Source organism: Streptomyces sp. NPDC048337, assembly GCF_043201175.1.
Lineage (GTDB): Bacteria > Actinomycetota > Actinomycetes > Streptomycetales > Streptomycetaceae > Streptomyces.
Genome location: NZ_JBICYR010000004.1, coordinates 208,734 through 224,223, shown reverse-complemented (window position 1 = coordinate 224,223; position 15,490 = coordinate 208,734). Strand labels below are relative to the sequence as shown.

At 69.3% G+C, this 15,490-nt stretch carries 15 protein-coding genes and 1 pseudogene; 5 read left to right on the top strand and 11 right to left on the bottom strand.

Features of this window, described 5'->3' with window-relative positions; genetic code table 11:
* Positions 1-64 precede the first annotated feature (64 nt).
* Both ACGFYU_RS09010 and ACGFYU_RS09005 read right to left on the bottom strand, forming a co-directional pair.
* Positions 65-820: a hypothetical protein gene (locus tag ACGFYU_RS09010; protein ID WP_393826784.1), complete on the bottom strand. Its 756-nt coding sequence runs from the start codon at positions 818-820 to the stop codon at positions 65-67.
* Between the two features lie 5 nt (positions 821-825).
* Positions 826-1,671: a helix-turn-helix domain-containing protein gene (locus ACGFYU_RS09005; RefSeq protein ID WP_393826600.1), complete on the bottom strand. Its 846-nt coding sequence runs from the start codon at positions 1,669-1,671 to the stop codon at positions 826-828.
* A 585-nt stretch (positions 1,672-2,256) separates the two neighbouring features.
* Here ACGFYU_RS09005 and ACGFYU_RS09000 point away from each other — a divergent pair.
* The 3 genes from ACGFYU_RS09000 (at position 2,257) to ACGFYU_RS08990 (ending at position 4,535) form a co-directional block, all read left to right on the top strand.
* Positions 2,257-2,508: a helix-turn-helix domain-containing protein gene (locus ACGFYU_RS09000; RefSeq protein ID WP_393826599.1), complete on the top strand. Its 252-nt coding sequence runs from the start codon at positions 2,257-2,259 to the stop codon at positions 2,506-2,508.
* A gap of 116 nt (positions 2,509-2,624) precedes the next feature.
* Entirely contained in the window at positions 2,625-2,975 is a 351-nt protein-coding gene (locus ACGFYU_RS08995; protein WP_393826598.1) for a DNA-binding protein, read from the top strand.
* Positions 2,976-3,026: 51 nt separating this feature from the next.
* Entirely contained in the window at positions 3,027-4,535 is a 1,509-nt protein-coding gene (locus ACGFYU_RS08990) for a LacI family DNA-binding transcriptional regulator (RefSeq protein WP_393826597.1), read from the top strand.
* A gap of 65 nt (positions 4,536-4,600) precedes the next feature.
* On the opposite strand, the gene ACGFYU_RS08985 is transcribed toward ACGFYU_RS08990, so the two are convergent.
* The 4 genes from ACGFYU_RS08985 to ACGFYU_RS08970 all read right to left on the bottom strand — a co-directional run bounded on the left by ACGFYU_RS08985 (position 4,601) and on the right by ACGFYU_RS08970 (position 8,491).
* The gene (locus ACGFYU_RS08985; protein WP_393826596.1) at positions 4,601-4,876 is read right to left on the bottom strand and encodes a DUF397 domain-containing protein; all 276 of its coding nucleotides are present in this window, start codon (positions 4,874-4,876) and stop codon (positions 4,601-4,603) included.
* Positions 4,795-6,924: a tetratricopeptide repeat protein gene (locus ACGFYU_RS08980; protein WP_393826595.1), complete on the bottom strand. Its 2,130-nt coding sequence runs from the start codon at positions 6,922-6,924 to the stop codon at positions 4,795-4,797. Before ACGFYU_RS08980 ends, ACGFYU_RS08985 begins: the two co-directional genes overlap by 82 nt.
* A gap of 268 nt (positions 6,925-7,192) precedes the next feature.
* Positions 7,193-7,363: a DUF397 domain-containing protein gene (locus tag ACGFYU_RS08975; RefSeq protein ID WP_393826594.1), complete on the bottom strand. Its 171-nt coding sequence runs from the start codon at positions 7,361-7,363 to the stop codon at positions 7,193-7,195.
* Positions 7,364-7,405: 42 nt separating this feature from the next.
* Positions 7,406-8,491, bottom strand: a complete 1,086-nt coding sequence (locus tag ACGFYU_RS08970; RefSeq protein ID WP_393826593.1) for a tetratricopeptide repeat protein — start codon at positions 8,489-8,491, stop codon at positions 7,406-7,408.
* A gap of 487 nt (positions 8,492-8,978) precedes the next feature.
* Between ACGFYU_RS08970 and ACGFYU_RS08965 the strand changes: the two genes are divergently transcribed.
* On the top strand, positions 8,979-9,245 hold the full coding sequence (locus tag ACGFYU_RS08965) for a hypothetical protein (protein WP_393826592.1): 267 nt from the start codon (positions 8,979-8,981) through the stop codon (positions 9,243-9,245).
* Here the strand turns inward: ACGFYU_RS08965 and ACGFYU_RS08960 are convergent.
* The 4 genes and pseudogenes from ACGFYU_RS08960 to ACGFYU_RS08945 form a co-directional block, all read right to left on the bottom strand.
* Positions 9,135-9,461: pseudogene (locus ACGFYU_RS08960) on the bottom strand (ATP/GTP-binding protein); the annotation flags it as partial. The gene ACGFYU_RS08965 and the pseudogene ACGFYU_RS08960 overlap by 111 nt on opposite strands.
* A gap of 254 nt (positions 9,462-9,715) precedes the next feature.
* The gene (locus tag ACGFYU_RS08955) at positions 9,716-10,084 is read right to left on the bottom strand and encodes a hypothetical protein (RefSeq protein ID WP_393826591.1); all 369 of its coding nucleotides are present in this window, start codon (positions 10,082-10,084) and stop codon (positions 9,716-9,718) included.
* Positions 10,085-10,281: 197 nt separating this feature from the next.
* Positions 10,282-10,662: a hypothetical protein gene (locus ACGFYU_RS08950; RefSeq protein WP_393826590.1), complete on the bottom strand. Its 381-nt coding sequence runs from the start codon at positions 10,660-10,662 to the stop codon at positions 10,282-10,284.
* Between the two features lie 2 nt (positions 10,663-10,664).
* A complete protein-coding gene (locus ACGFYU_RS08945) occupies positions 10,665-12,641 on the bottom strand; it encodes a hypothetical protein (RefSeq protein WP_393826589.1) in 1,977 nt (658 codons plus the stop codon).
* Between the two features lie 300 nt (positions 12,642-12,941).
* Here ACGFYU_RS08945 and ACGFYU_RS08940 point away from each other — a divergent pair, with 300 nt between their 5' ends.
* Entirely contained in the window at positions 12,942-14,132 is a 1,191-nt protein-coding gene (locus tag ACGFYU_RS08940; protein WP_393826588.1) for a hypothetical protein, read from the top strand.
* Here the strand turns inward: ACGFYU_RS08940 and ACGFYU_RS08935 are convergent.
* On the bottom strand, positions 14,119-15,414 hold the full coding sequence (locus ACGFYU_RS08935) for an HNH endonuclease (protein WP_393826587.1): 1,296 nt from the start codon (positions 15,412-15,414) through the stop codon (positions 14,119-14,121). The genes ACGFYU_RS08940 and ACGFYU_RS08935 overlap by 14 nt on opposite strands.
* Between the last annotated feature and the right edge of the window lie 76 nt (positions 15,415-15,490).

The window sequence follows — 15,490 nt, the reverse complement described above, 5'->3', positions numbered from 1 at the left end:
GAGCCCAGGGCGCGGCAGCACGGTCGAACCGGAGGCGGCGGAACCGCGGGTGCGGAGAAGCGGCTCAGCGACCGGCGGAGCGAGCGGGGTCCGTACGGTGGGCGCTGGTGCCGCCCGGCACGGTGGCAGGGCGCGGTACAGCCACTTGCCGGGTGCGGGATGCGGAGGCGAGGTCGACGCGGGACGGGTGGGGGATGGCGCGTGGGGCGTTGCCCCGTGCGCCGCCATCGAGGCCGGTGCGCCGGTTGCGGCAGGGTACGCCTTCGTGGGCGTGGCACCACGGGCACGGGACACTGAGGGCGTCGGGACGTCCTGCGGCGGTGGCGGCTTCGCGGGCGGCACGGGCGGGCCGGTACCGGGCGAGCTGGGCGCGTGCCTCGGGAGGGATCTCGGATCCGACGGAGCGTATGCGGGCCTCGGCATCGGGGTGCGGGCCGGCGGTGAGCTGGCGGAGGTTGGACGGCGCGGCGAGACCGACGGCGACGGCGTGCCGGGTACCGAGTAGTTCGGACCGCCAGGCAGCCGGGTCGTCCGGGTCGGCAACTGGGGTGGGATCGGTGTGCCGCTCCAGGCGGTCGCGGCGGTAGGCAGCCCACTTGCGGGCGACGTCCACCGGCAGGACTGGATAGGGCGAGGCGACGATATGGGCCCGTACCGCTTCGCGGGCGTCCCAGCCGTGGGCAGTTGTGGCGGGCACGTTGTGCAGGAGTTCGTGCCACTGGGCGATCCGGTCAAGGGCAGTGCCGGTGTCCGTATGGGTGGTGCGGGGGTCGAGGCACCCGATGTAGGCGAGCAGGGCGGCGATTTCGCGGCGGTCCAGGGTGGTCACTCCGTTCCGGTGGGGGTGTTGCGGGCTTCGAGTTCGGTGAGGGCGTTGAGCAGGGCGGTGGCGTGCTGTTCGGCGCGGGTCCTTCCCGCCGCAGGAGCGGTGGAGGCACCGCCGCCGGGCAGGGAGCGGAGGTACGGGCGGCCAGCAGCAGGGGTGCGTTCGCGGGTGATCCACTCGCGCCAGTCGGCGGACCAGGCGACGGCGGTGCGTGGTGCCCAGACCGTCCGGTAGGTGCGCCACTTCTCGTCGGCGGCCCGTAGGGCGTGCTCGCCGAGCCGGTCGAGGTGGCCTTGTTGCCGCAGCCACGCCTGGGTGGCGTCGTCGATGTGCCACTGGGCGGCGGGGATGAGCGGAGAGCTGCTGCTGCTCTTACTACCGTTCACCTTTGGTTCACTACTGTTCTGGGGGTCGGATTCCGGCCCCCTCCCGGGTTGGATTCCGCTCCCCCAGGGGGTTGGATTCCGTTCCCCCGGGCCGGTTTCCGGCCCCTCTTCAAGCGGCTTCGCAGGGTCGGATTCCGACCCTGTGGGGGCCGGATTCCGCTCCCCCTTCAGGGCCTGCTCGGCGAGGAACCGGGCCGCGTCGGGGAGGTGGTAGTACCGCTCGCCGCGAGGGCCCTGGCGGTCGTCGAGCCACACCAGCTCGCCGCTGGCGATCAGCTTGTCGAGGGCGGCCCGGACGGCGCTGCGGGAGGCGTTGGCCCGCTTCATGAGGGCAGTGACCGAGGCGTACGCGATGCAGCGGTCATCGACGCACCGATCGGCGATCAGGACGAGGATCAGGCGGGCGGTGCCCTTGCTGCGGCTGTGGTCCCACACCCATGCGCGGGCGTCGTGACTCATCGGGTGGCGGCTCCTTGGTGAGGGCGGGCAGGGGGCAGCCCGCTTCGAGGTGAGGGGGAGGGGGAGTGCGCGGGGTGACGGCGAGGCTGCGGCATGGGGCGCCGGCGCTGCTCTGCCCCGGCCTCCGCATGCCGGTCTTGCCGCGCCCCGGAATCAGCGTTCGGGGCGCATGGACAAGACAGCCACATCCGTGCGTGCAAGTCCAGCAATCCGCCGCGAAGGCAAACAGCCCACGGCGAACACGTCCTTGCGTCCGCATAAAAACGGTAGACCCGAATCCCCGGTTGACGAAATAGTGCAGGAAATCGCCGGGATGAATTGGGGCAAGCCGTAACGCTTCGACGGCGCGTACCACTGGCACGCCCCGGTCCCACCCGTCACACCCTCTGGGCAGGTCAGAGGCATGACCAGTTCCCGCGTCCACCAAGCGGCCGGTCTGACGATCCGTTATTTGGTCAACCGGGAATCCCGTGCTATGTTGCGCAATTTTCCTGCGGCAGGGTAGGGAACCTGACAACAAAGCGGAGGAATATAACAGCGGATCCCCGGTTACCGAAACCGGGGATCCGGAGTTACAAAATATCCATGCCTCCAACACCTCTGGAAATCGGTCCGGCCGGAAAGCGGGCTGCCCGCGCCATCGAGCGAGCCCGCACTGCCCGCGGTGTCGCCCAGCGTCAGCTGGCAGCCCGCGCCACCGCGCTGGGCCACCCCATGACCGTCACGACCATCTCCCGCATCGAACGCCGTCGACGCCGCTGCGACGTCGACGACCTCGTCGCCATCGCCGCCGCCCTCGGCGTCTCCCCGCTCGCCCTGCTCCACGCCACTCCGTAGCGAGTCGCGCCCTGCGCGCCCCTCACGCCGCAGGCACTCGGCGACGTTCGCACCGGAGCCTCGACGCCGACGTGACCGAACCGACCATCCCGCCACACACCAGAGAAGGACCACCTTTGCGCCAAGAGGCCAGCCTGCTCGCTCTGCCCCGCCTGTTCCGCCCCGAGGAGATCGCTGCCGCTCTCGGCTGCTCTGCCTGGTGGGTCAAGGACCGGGCCCGCCGACGCCTCATACCGTTCACGTACGTCGGCGGCGCGTACCGCTTCACAGCCGACCACCTCGCCGACATCGTCCGCCTCCACGAGGAGCGTCCTGCCCGTGCCACCTCACGGCGCACCGCTGATCCGGCCCCTCAACCGAAGGCCGCCGTGGCACCGCGGAAGCCCGACCCGACCGTGCCCGCCACGCGATTGAGGGCCCGGCCCCCGCGACGCGCGCTCAAGTCCCAGTACGGCACCGCCGCGTAGCCGCTCCCCAGAAGACCCACACCACACAGCCACCACAGCGAGAGGAGAACCGTGGGGTACGGCGAAAGGCGCGCCGGCTACTGGCGGGGCCGCTACAAGATCGAGGACGGCAAGTACGGCACGGTCGCCGACCCGAGCGGCACGGTGATCAAGTTCGCCACCAAGCGGGAGGCGAAGCAGGCAGCTGACGAGGAAGAGGCCAAGGTCCGGCGTGGCAGCTGGCGCGACCCGTCGCTCGGACAGGAGACGTTCGGCGAGTACGCCAGCCGCTGGTACGACGACCAGGACCTGGCTGCCTCCACCATGCAGAACTACCGTCGCCACATCGAGGAGCACCTGCTCCCCGTCTTCGAGGACAAGGCACTCGCCGCAATCCTGCGCAGGGACGTAGACGCCTGGGAGAAGAGCGAAAAGGCCACGTACGCCGCCTCCAGCGTCAAGACCTGGCGCTCGACCCTCCACCTGATCTTCGAGGACGCGATCGACGAGGGCCTGATCACGGCCAACCCGGCAGCGAGGCGCCGCGGACGCGGCATGCGCGCCGGCCGCTCGCGGGACCGAGGACCGGAGAAGGTCATCACCGATGCCCTCGGCATCTTGCTGGCTGCTGAGCGGGCTGCTCTGCTCTCCGGCCGTGACGACGAGTTCGTCGCCGTGGTGCACAAGGGATACACCGGCATGCGGTGGGGCGAGATCGTCGGGCTGGAGACGGAGTTCGTCCGTCGCGACTCCGTGCGCGTCGAGTGGCAGTTGTACGAGCTGGACACCGGCGAGTTCGTGCGCTGCCCGCCGAAGGACGACAGCTATCGCACCATCGACACGATGGACTGGCTGTCCGCCCTCGTTTCCGACCACGTCGCCCGTACGAAGCCGCAGCCCTGCTCTTGCCACGGCAGGACCTACGTCTACCGCGGGCTCGGCACCGCCCGAACCGGCGGCCACCACGGCGCGAAGCTCGTCGACGTCGCTCGTCACGCGGGCGTCTCCACCGGCACGGTCTCCAACGTCCTCAACCATCCGGACCGAGTGCGTGAAGAGACCCGTATCCGTGTCGAACTCGCCATAGCTGAGCTGGGGTTCATGCGCAATGGACCGGTACCCGGCGACCCGGCAGCCCACTGGCGCCGCAACGGCTTCGCCACCTGGCTCTTTCGACCGGCCGCCGACGGCTGGTACCCGAGGAAGGCTCCGCAGGAGGCCCGCCCGGTTCCGATCGTCGGCGAACCCTGGCCCGGCATCCCCGTCCGAGGCCGCAACGCCCAGGGCCGCGCCGACGCCTGCTGGCTCCCCATCGCCAAGGGACTCACCCCGCACGGCCTGCGCCACTCCCACCGAACCGTGATGGAGGACCTCGGTACCGAGAAGGTCCTCATGGACGAGCGCATGGGCCACCTCGACGGCTCGGTCTCTGCCCGCTACGCCCACGTCACCCCGGGCATGCGTCAGCGCCTCATGCTCGGCCTGACCGAGCAATGGGAGGCATCCCTCGACGCCCGTCGGGTGATGAGCGCGAGGTCACCGGTCGGGGTGCTTGACCGGCTCCTGCTCGCCCGGGCCTGACTGGGCTGCCCGGCACCGGTCGACGTGGTCGAGGTCCAGATCCCTTGCCCTCACGACTGCTCACGTCATGCGAGGTCGCCCCGTCGTACCGCTTCGACGAGGCAAGACCATGCGGCAGACGGGAAAACGATCACGGCGTCGGTGCGCTTCGAATCTCGGACAGGAGCCTGGCCCGGTGGGGGGGGGGTGAGTAGCTCCAGACAGGCGTTCTCGTTGCCGCTGTAGCTGCTCTTCCGCCAGGTTCTGGCGATGGCGTCACTCACTGTCCCCGCTCCCCGTTCTCTTCCGTTGTCATGGGCTCCGGAGTGGCGGAGCCAGCTTCCTGGTGGGCCCGCAGGCATTCCTGCGTAATCGGGTGGTCAGGACCCAGCACTCGAGCAGCGGCATCGAGTGCCGTCGCCGAGATGTCCCGTGCAGCGGCTGTGAGGCCCGCCCCTGTGAGGATGCGGGCGAGACGAGCCTGGATGGCCAGGGTGTGTGGATGCTCCGGGCCGAGGGCGCGCTCGCGCGCTGCGAGGACCGTACGCGCTGCCTCTTCGGCGTCGCTCCAGCGGCCTTGCCGGAGCAGGATGCCGGCCAGGAGGTCGCAGGCAGCCAGGGTGCGGGGATGGTTCGCACCCAGATTCCGTTCATTGCCGTCAATGACGGACCGGGCAAGGAGCTCGGCTTCGGACCAGGGCCCCCGGCGCGAGAGCACCCAGGCGAGCGTGATCCGACTGATGAGTGTGCGCGGGTGCTCGGCACCGAGGACCTGTTCGGCGACGGTGAGGTTCGGCCGGGCCAGGGCCTCCGCTTCGGCCCAGCGTCCCTGTTCGCCGATCGCCTCGGCGAGGCAGGCGACGCTCTCGATGGTGTCGGGGTGGCCTGTGCCCAAGACCTCGGTACGGCCGTCCACGGCTCGGCGCATGTGGAGCTCGTCCTCGGCATAGGCGCCGAGGCCGTACAGGGCGAGGCCGAGTGCGTGAGTGCTGTCCAGCACGTCAGGGTGGGTCGGGCCCAGTTCCTCTTCGCGGCGTGCGAGCGTCGACCGGTGGAGTTCTGCGGCTTCTGCGAATCGTCCGAGGCCTGCCAGGGCCCGGGCCAGTTCGAACCGGTCGGTCAGGGCCTCCGGGCCGCTATCCGCAGAGGTGTCGCACACGGCGGTGGCCAGCAGGTGTGCCGTTGTGTAGTCGCCGCGGTCGAAGGTCTGGGTACGCAAGTTCCGTACGACGGCGAGGGCCGCTGTCAGGGATGGGCTCCTCACCGTGGCGCACCGGCGGACCAGCGTTATCGCGTGCGAGACGAACAGCCGCACGGTTTGGGCGTCCGGGTACACACCGGCCCGGACGGCGAGGAACTGCTTCAAGAGGGATGCGGCGGCGGAAAGTATGGGGTCGCGCTGGTCGCGCTGGTCGAGCGGGACACGCGACCACACCGAGTCGAGCAGCAGACCGTGTGCCTGGATGCACCGTACCGGTTCGCGTCCGGGGTCGCCGGGAACATCGAGCAGGGCGACGACGCTCTGCTCGAGCAATCCGTGCAGGGCGTGGTTCGCGTGGGATCCCGCCAAAGGCGGATCCGCTTGGGCCAGCGCGGTGAGGTCGAGGCGAGCGGCCGCGAGTAGCCCCACGGGCAGCGGATCCGCGGAGAAGGAGGAGAGTAGCCGGATCAGCGTTGTCGCTTCCGGGTTTCCCTGGTCGGCGAGCACGTCGAGAGACAGCTGCCAGGTACTGCTGATGAGCCTTCGAACGTCTCGTTCCCCGGGAAACGCCCCGAGATCGAGAACGGTGTTCGGATCGTCACGTAAACGGCGGCGGTATTCGTCCACGGAGACCGGCTCCAGGAGTTGGTGGCCGAGGAACGATCCGGCCAGGACGAGGGCGAGAGGGTGGCAGCCCAGCTCATGCGCCAGGGCTTCGAGAGCAGCACGGTCGTGGCCGCCGGGAGCCAGATCCTGCAGGACCTCCACGGCGTCCGGTATGTCCAGCACATCGAGCGGATGCGTGTCGGCCTCGCGCCACAGCGGCGCCCGACCGTGGCGGGTAGTGATCAGGGTGGTGCCTCTTGCACTGGCCCGTAGCCACCCGCCGTCGAGGAGCGCGGGATCGTCCGCGTTGTCGAGGACCAGCAGCCAGCGATCGGGTGACCTGTCCAGGTAGTGCCAGACAAGGTCAGCCGGCGGCCGGCGACGCGCCCAGGCGGCATCGACTTCGTCCTGCCCGGCTCCGCGGTCGAGTGCGACGGCGAGCATTCCTGCTCGGAGGGAGGAGGCTCCGGCGGCGTTCACCCACAGTCCGATGACGCCGTGCTCATGTACGGCTTCGTCGAAGATGCTCTGTGCGACCGCGGTCTTGCCGCACCCGGGCATGCCGTGCACGACGTGGATGGAGTCCGGTGTATCGGTGCCCACAGCGGCATCGAGCAGCTGCCGGCGAAGGCTTCTGCGGTCCCGCACGGGGGAGCGCAGGCGAGGGGCGAGCGGGACACGGACCGATTCAGGACCAGGGTGAGCAGCGGCGAGGGCTGTGGGCGGGTCCTGGTGGTAATGCGTGTGGTACTCGGTGATGTGCTGGTCCCGCTCCGCCTGAAAGACGCGGCTGTGCCCCTGTGCTGTGGCGTGCCGGTGAGCGGACGTGGCCGGGCTGCGCTCCATCCCCGATGTCACCCTCCCCCACAGGTCATGCCGTCTCACCGTCGGAACAGTCTGTGGCACTGACGGAACGAACGAAAGCCATCCAGCTCTCCGTGGTGCAGATCAGAGGCGGTCGTGTCAGATCCTTCGAGTCACGGATGCGTGTCTTTCCCAGCCGGGGGGGGGGTGCGTATTTCCAGGCAGCCGTTGGTCTCACCGCTGTACGTGCTCTTGTGCCAGCGGAATCCGAAGTCGTCGGTCACGAAGTCTCCTTGGCGGCACGCGCGACTGCACACGCCTCTTGCGCCGTTCGAAGAACCGCCCGGCAGCGTTCGGTACGGGGATGATCACGGCCGAGTGTACGTACGTATCCGTCGAGCGTCGCCGCGGCCACGGTCACTGCTTCCTCGGCACGGCCGCTGCCCGCCAGGACTGTTGCCAGGTCGGTGCGGGCGGACAACGTGTGGGAGTGCTCGGGACCGAGCATGGACTCGCGCGCCGCGATGACGTGTCGGAGCAACTCCTCTGCCTCCTGCCAGTGCTGCAGCCGGACGAGGACGGTCGCGTGCAGGTGGCGGGCGGCGAGGGTCCGGGGATGAGCTGGTCCGAACACCTCCCCGGCGGTCATGGCTGTATTCCGGGCGAGGGGCTCCGCCTCCTCCCACCGCTCCTCGCCAGCCACGGCCCAAGCATGGGCGAGGCGGCTGAGCACGGTGTTCGGATGGCCGTCCCCCAGAGTGGCCTCGGACCGCTCCAGAGTGGTCTCGGCGAGGGAGCGTGCCTCTTCCCACCTGCCCAGCTCGCCGACCGCCTCGGCGAGCCGGCCGAGCGTGTCGAGGGTGTCTGGGTGGGAGCCGCCCAGGACGCGCTCACGGCCGTCGAGGGCGCGCCGTAGCAGCTGCTCGTCCTCGGCCCAATGGCCCAGCCCGTACAGGGCGATGCCCAGGGCATGGACGGTGTCCAGGGTGAGCGGATCGTCGGCGCCGAGCAGGGTCTCTCGCGAGGTGAGCACACCCCGAAGCGTTTGCTCGGCCTCCGCGAAGTGCCCCAGACCGCTCTGTGCCCGTCCCGTCTCGTGGGCGTCGGCCAGAGCTTCGCGGTGCTCCGCACCGAACAGCCCCGAGCTGAACCGCTGGGCCGCAACAGCCAGGTCGAGGGCGGCCGTGAAGTGCCCGCGCTCGTAGTACAGGGACCGCAACCGCCTGATCAGCGGAAGGGGCTCCGGACCGCGCGACCGGCGCAGGAGCGCGATGGCGTGTGGGGCCAGCAGCCGCAGGTCCTGGTCCTCCGGCGCATCGGGGACGGCCGCTTCGAGCAGCTCCGCCGCGGACCGGACGAACGTCACGGGCCTCCGCCGGCATCCGGCCGGCGACCGTGTCCAGGAGCAGCCCGTGGGCCTGCAGGCCGCGCACGGGTGGGCGGCCCCGGTCACCCGGCACGTCGAGCAGGGAGACCAGAGAGGTGGCGACGAGCCCCCGCAACGCGGCATCGGCACGGGCACCGGTCAGCGGAGGGTCGAGGCGGGGCAGGACGGTGGTGTCGAGCCGGGCCGGAGCGAGCAGGCTGAGCGGTACCGTCGCCGGCTGGGCCGCGAAGCAAGAGAGCAGGCGGAGCAGGGTGACGGCCTCCGGCAGGTTCTGTCGGTCCAGGGCGTCGAGGGAGAGCTGCCAGGTACTGCTGAAACGTGCCCTGGCGTGCTCCTCCGAGGGGTCCGTTGCCTGGTCGAGGAGCTCGCTGGGGTCCTCCGGAAGCCGTTCCAGGTAGTCGCTCACTGTCCACCTCTCCAGCAGTTGGCGGCGTAGGTGGTTGCCCGCGAGGGAGAGGGCCAGAGGATGGCGGTCGAGTCGCAGTGCCAGCCGCTCGAAGTCCTCCGGGTCCCCGGTGCCGGGGGCCAGGTCGAAGAGCACCTGGGCGGCCGCCGTGAGCGGCAGTACGCCCACCGGATGGGTGTCGCAGCTGCGCCAGACCTCGGCCGCGGGGTCGCGGGTCGTCACGAGTACGGTGCCGCGTGGACTCCGCCGAAGCCAACCGCCCTCCTGGAGCAGACGAGGCTCGTCCGCGTTGTCGAGGACGAGCAGCCAGGGCTCCGCAGACTGTGAGAGGCACTCCCAGGCGAGATCGGCGGCCGGGCGCCGGCCTGCGTGGGCGGCTTCCAGCTCGGCGGGAGAGGCACCGCGGTCCGCCGCGATACCGATCATGAACGACCGCAGCGAGCTCGCGGACGAAGCGTCGACCCAGAACCCGATGACACCCTCATGCTCGACGGCCTGAGTGAAGACGTGCCGGGCCAGGGCGGTCTTCCCGCACCCTGCCATGCCGTGCAGAACCTGTGCCGGCCCACCGCGGCCGTGGGTGACCGAACGCATCAGCCGCTCGCGCAGCTCGACACGGTCCCGCAGAGCAGTGGCGGGCTCTGCGGTCAGCGGCACCCGGACGGAGTGCGGTACGGGCCCCATCCAGTCGCCGTGCGCGGGCGCGTGGTGATGGTGCTCGGTGACGTACTGGTCGCCGTGCGCCTGGTAGACACGGCCCTGTCCGGAGGCGGACGCGGAGGAGTGCGACTGCTCGCTCACCGCTCGGTGATGTGCTGGTCGCGCCCGGCCTGGTACACGCGGCCGTGCCCGCTGGCACGGGCCTCCAGCCGTATGGTGCCGATCACCATCTGCTCGGAGGCGGGCAACTGCGCACGGGCTTCCCGGAGTACACGATCCAGCTCCTGCGCGGCGTCGGGATGCGCCGCGAGGAATTGCAGGAGTCGGCCCTGCCACTGGAGGGCGAGCGCCTCTTCGGCGGCGGTGTCACCCTGCTCCCTGGCCAGTACGACATCGGAGCGCGCCTCCGTGAGAGAGGCGTCCACCCCGTCGGCGCGGGCCGGGTTCACCCGTCGCCAGAGGGCGACTACACCGTCTCTCGTCGTCTGCCAGGCATCGGTGGCCATGACTGCCACGAGTGTCGCCCCGGCTGTCTCCAACAGCTGCGGATCCATCGGCCCCCCGATCGACTGTGTTCCGTACGGCATCCTGGAGAGATCGTATGGCCCGCCCCTTCATCTTGGCTGAGGAGCAGCACTATTGGGACAGCCTGGGCGTGGGGTCACCGTCAGCCCGGCTCACAGGGGGACGGCGGCTCCGGGTGTCATCCGAGCAGCGCGGCGACTGCGGCGTTGAGGCCCTGCAGAACGGTGACGACGGCCGCCGCCGACCCGATAGCGAGTCCGAGGTCTTCGAGGTTGTCCCTGATGCGGCGCTGGTCGGGTTGGGCACTGTTCAGCTCCTCGCCGATGCGTCCTGCCGTGCGGCGTGCCAGATCGGGGTTGCTCACCTCTGCGGCGTGCTCCTCGAGGGCCGCTTCGAGTTCCGCGAGCCTCGCCAGGGCGGCCTGAAGACTGGTGGTGTCCTGACCGGCGCCGACGTACGACTGCTGCTGGTTCCCACCGATCCGGCCGGTGTTGACCTGGTTGCCGCTTCCCGCGATGTGAATGCCACCGCTCGTCTCACGACCCCGCCAGATGCTCATGATCAACCCTTCGTCTGTGCGCTGTCGGTCTCGGCGGTCTGTGCCTGACCGCCGTGCATGGTTCCGGTGTTGACCTGGTTGTGGTCGCCGTTGATGAAGATCTTGGTGACGACTTCCTGCGCCTGGCGTCTGAAGTCGCCGGTGTAGACGCCGTGGTCGTCGAGGAAGGCGCTGACGGTACTGAACATGCGCGACTGGAGGATCGAGATGTGCCGAGCCGCGTCTTCGACCTGGTGCATGTCCTCTGGCTCGTCGAGGGCGCAGTGTTCACGGAGGCTGACCGGCTCGCCGCTGTCCTTCTGCTCCGTCTTGTCGAGAACCGCTGCCACCTGCTGCTGCGCCGAGCGCCCGAACAAGCCGCCTACGACCGCATCCAAGCCACGGATAAGGGCGGCGTGGGACCGGCGTGCCAGGGCTGCGGTGTCGCCGAGCGCGTGTACAGGGGTGAGCAGGATCTTCTTGACGAGCTCCCGTCCCGTGGCGGACTCGGCGCGGGCCTCGTCTGCGACGGGAGCCAAGACGTGTGGCCGGGTTACGAAGTGGAGCGTCTTGCCCTCCAGCGCGGCGTGGGCGAAGACTGTGACGACGATGTCTCCCTTCCAGTCGACGACCTGCGCGGCCAGATAGCGACGTGAGTGGTGGCCTGAGGGAGCCGTTCTGCCTTCCTCGATCATTTCCTGGGCTTCCGGCCAGGTGCCATCGAGCACTTTCGGCAGGGCGCCAGCCTTGCGGCCGGGCCTGCGCGGGAGCTTCTTCCACCGGGACTGCGGAACGGCGAGAGTTTCGAAGATGTCGCAGTGAGGCAGTGCGTGGGTCTCCACAAGGACCCCGCTGAGGCGCTCCAGCTCGTCGCGGACCTTGTCCAGCAACTCGTCGGCCTCGAACTTGCGGATACCGGCCGGCTTCTCGTTCCACCACGCTTCGGCATCAGCGGGTGGCCGTGGCTGGGGTACGGATCTTGCGCTGCTTCGCCCGTCGCCCGCTTCTTCCTCGGCACGACGGGCTGCGGTGAGCTGGATGCGCGGTCCGGTGGCGCGCCAGGCATCGAGGCCGGCACCGACGAAGCGGTTGATCCCTTCTTCCTTCCGGTACGGGATGCTCTGCCACCTCTGGCTCACCTCGCATTCAGCGATCCGGGCCGACGCTCGTGGGGCCAGACGCGGCCGGGCTGCCTGGGTTCGGCGCCAGGGGCCCAAAGAGGCCAGGTAGGCGAGGCAGGCCCACCGGTCCACCATGTAGGCGATCGTGAGCAGGAGGGTCATCCACACGCCGACGGCGACGGAATCGCGCACCGCGAACGCGAGGACCGGCGTGTGGGGACGCAGCCGTGACCAGGCCATATACCCCCCGGCGAGCACGAGCAACATGGGAACGAGGGAGCTGAAGCCCCAGCGCACCAGGGCACGGAGGAGACCCGCCGTGAGGAGGTAGTGGCGGAGCAGTGCCAGCACCACCAGGGCCATCGCACCCCATGGGTGGCGCACGCCCACCAGACCCACCATTCCTACGATCACCGCACCGCGGAATCGCAGCTGACGGCGGGCAGCGACGCTGTGCGTCAGGACGAGCGGAAGACTGAAGCCGAACGAGGGGGCGGGGCGCTTGCGTGCGTTGAGGACCTTGTCCAGCGTCCATCGAACGAGTTCTTCGCCGACGAGCGGACCGAGGTGCCGGATGTCCCGTTCCTTGCGGCCTCGTACTCGGTCCTGCCATTGGCCCATGAGGTCGCGCGCCTGGCCGATACGGTTCACGCGCTCGTGCATGGCTCCCGCGAGCATGCGGGTGGCCGCGTTCGTGGAAGGCGGCTCGTCGCGCGTCGCGTACGTCGGGCGTAGGGCCTGGTGGCCATTGACCTGAGAGGTCTTGTCAGGACTCTTCAGGAGTGGAACACCCGGAACCGCATCGGCGTGACCTGACTCGGCGGCGATATTGCGGGGTGAACTGCTCTGCACAGAGGCGCGCCAAGGCAACAGGGACATAGGCCACCTCCCCCGAGACCCCCTGCTCTTCGGGGGCCCATCCTGCCCACGAACGATTGGATCAGTCAGCGAAAGTTGCAGACGCGCCACCAGGACGGTCGAACCCGTGGCGAGAACCGCCATCCGGCGGATCGACATCACCCCAGGTGGGAAGCGCCAGCATCGGCAGTATGGAGCAATTCCCCGCTGCGCCATCTTGACCGGTTCCCGCCCCTGGCTGCCGTTTCGGCGTCGACTCATTGCAGGCCGAGTGGCCTCCGCCCCGAGGTGTTGTCAGAGGAATCAGCGACACTGCCCGACGTGAAGACGCTTCTGGTGCTGGCAGTTGAACTCGTGGTGCTGTTCGGGGTAGCCCTTCTGTTCTCCTATGTGCCTCTGCGCTTATGGTGGCGACGGCGCATATTGGAGCCCTTTGACCGGCGGGTGGTCCAGGAGATCAAACGCCGAAGGCGCGTCCTGGCGGTCCGGCAGGCGGATGTGCTCCTGGCTGAAGCCCGGGGTGTGCTTCCAGAGGTCGTCGCGGGTCGGGTCCCGCCGGGCCACGGACTGACTCCCGTGTGGGTGGTGAGATGGTGGTACTCAGCGCAGGTTGCCATCCCTGCACATCTGGCGGCCGTGGCTGCCTTCGCGCTCACGGTGTGGAATGCCGACGCCATCTTCCGGGATCCTCGTGCGAGCCGTGCTGCCAGCAGTGGACCCGATCCGTTGGGCGATCTGGTGGAGAGGTTCCTGGCGATTCCCGGGGCGGCCCGTGACTGGGAAGGGCCTGCCGAAGCCTTCGAGGCCTTGCGTGGCGTACTGGTGATTCTGATCCTTCTGCTCGCCGTACCCCTCATCAGTCGGGTGAGCGCAGCGCTCTCCCACAGCCCGGAGCGGCGCCGGGAACGCGAACGGGCGGAGAGGAAGACGCGAGGCGTCGACTATCTGCGATGTTGGCCGGTCGTGGTCTTGGTTGTCGCCGCCGTGCAATGCGCACACGCGCAGAGGCGCTGGCAAACCGGACGGCCGGGTGATGACGTGCCCCGAATCTCACTCAAGGCAGCGGAGAGCGCCATATGGCTGGCCCCCCGGTCGCGCCGTGGCGATGTCCGTGGCTATCACGAGCGCGTCGTTAGCGCACATACGGCGCTTGTGGTGGGTGCGCTCCGCAAGGCGGAGGCCCGACAAGACACCGATCCCGAGCATGCACTGCGAGAACTCACGGTGCTGCTGCTGACGATCGCGGAACGCTACGCCGAAGGCAAAGTCGGCCAACTGCTCAACCAGGAACAGATAGGTGACGCCGAACCCGTTGTGCCTCACGAACGACTGCGGCTTGCGTCGGTGGGATTGGCAGTTGTTCTCGCCCTGGCGGGCGCCTCGCTGGCAGGTCTTCCCGAGGCGGCTCTCGTTGCTCTCCTCCCGGTGGTCGTGATCGTGGCGGCGATCGTGATCAACCGGGGGAAGGTCCCGACTCCAGGGCAGTTGACTGACTTGATCATCCCCCGCTGATCTCGCGACCCCCTGGCCCCCAGGCGTCTCCCTTGCGGACGTTGCAGATCCAGTGGGCCGCCTGGAGGTTCTCCGCAGAGTGCTCGCCGGCCAGCGAGACCGGCTTGATGTGGTCGAGGGTCGCTGACCACGGGTCGGGCCATTCGGCGGCCGAGTCGATCGCCTTGTGGCACAGTTGGCAGGCCCACTGGTCGCGCTCGTATATGTCGAGTGGATCCACCTGCGCGGCGGCGGCGTCGAGGACGCCGTAACCACGCATGCGGGCTTGGTAGCTGTTACGGGCACGGGTGGAGCGCCGCTGCTTCTCGGAGCGGGCGGAATAGGCAGGCGTCCAAAGGGTCGGAGCGGGCTCGGCTACGCAGACCCACGCTTCCCAGTCATAGGCCTTACCGTTCTCGTCTACGTCGCGGATGATCTCGTTCTGCCACGTCCACTGCCTCCCGTCGTCATCCCGGAACGACTGCTGCTGGCCGAGCGGCTGCTCCTGGCCCGGCACGCTGGTCCACCACGGGGTGCGGCCCGTGTAGGCGAGGAGTGCGCCGGTCTGCTCGTGGATCGCGAGGATCGGCTCCGCGTCGTCTTCGGAATTGGACCGCACCAGGTCCACGAGCCAGTCCGCGCCCATGGAGGCAGCGGTGGCGTACGTCGTGACCGAGCCGTGCCGCTCGACGACATCTCCCGGGAGCGGGCCCAGCCCATAGAACTCGTAGGGAAAGTCGGCGTCGGCGTCTCGGGTACGGAAGACAGCCGGCTGGCGTTCCTGGCCGAAGTGGGCGCGCTGTTCCTCATCTGCCGCGCCACGGGTCCCCATGCCGGGGATGGAGCCGAGATCGATCTCGCCGCGTCGGATCCTGGTCGCTGTGCGGCGCTTGAGCGTCTCGTTGCACCGGTGGGAACACACGTGGCGGTCCCGGTACGACCAGGGCGTCTTTGCGGCAATGGGCTCGGCGCAGACCCGGCACGGCTCACCGCCTGTGGCACGGTCGGCGGCAGCGAGGATGGGGCCCCAGTACGGATCGCCAGGCACCTCGCGTGTCCTGGCGGGATCGGGTACGGGCGGGGTCCCCGGTGTGAGCGTCGGCTTGGGGCGACGTATCTTCGGGGCGTCCTTCGGGCGCTCCGCCCGCTGCTTCTTGGCAGCGGCCTCGCGACAAGGATCAGAGCAGTACTTCTGACTGCGCGGGCGCCAGGACTCCATCACCGTTCCGCAGATCGCGCAGGGGCGTCCCGTCCGCTCCGAGATGGCGTCGCTGTCGTCGGTGGTGGTCAAGGCGTGATCCACGAGCTGTCCTCGGTCGGGGGTCGAATCTGTGGCTGGAGTTCGCGAAGGTGCAGGTGTCCGCCGCTCCACGCGAGGC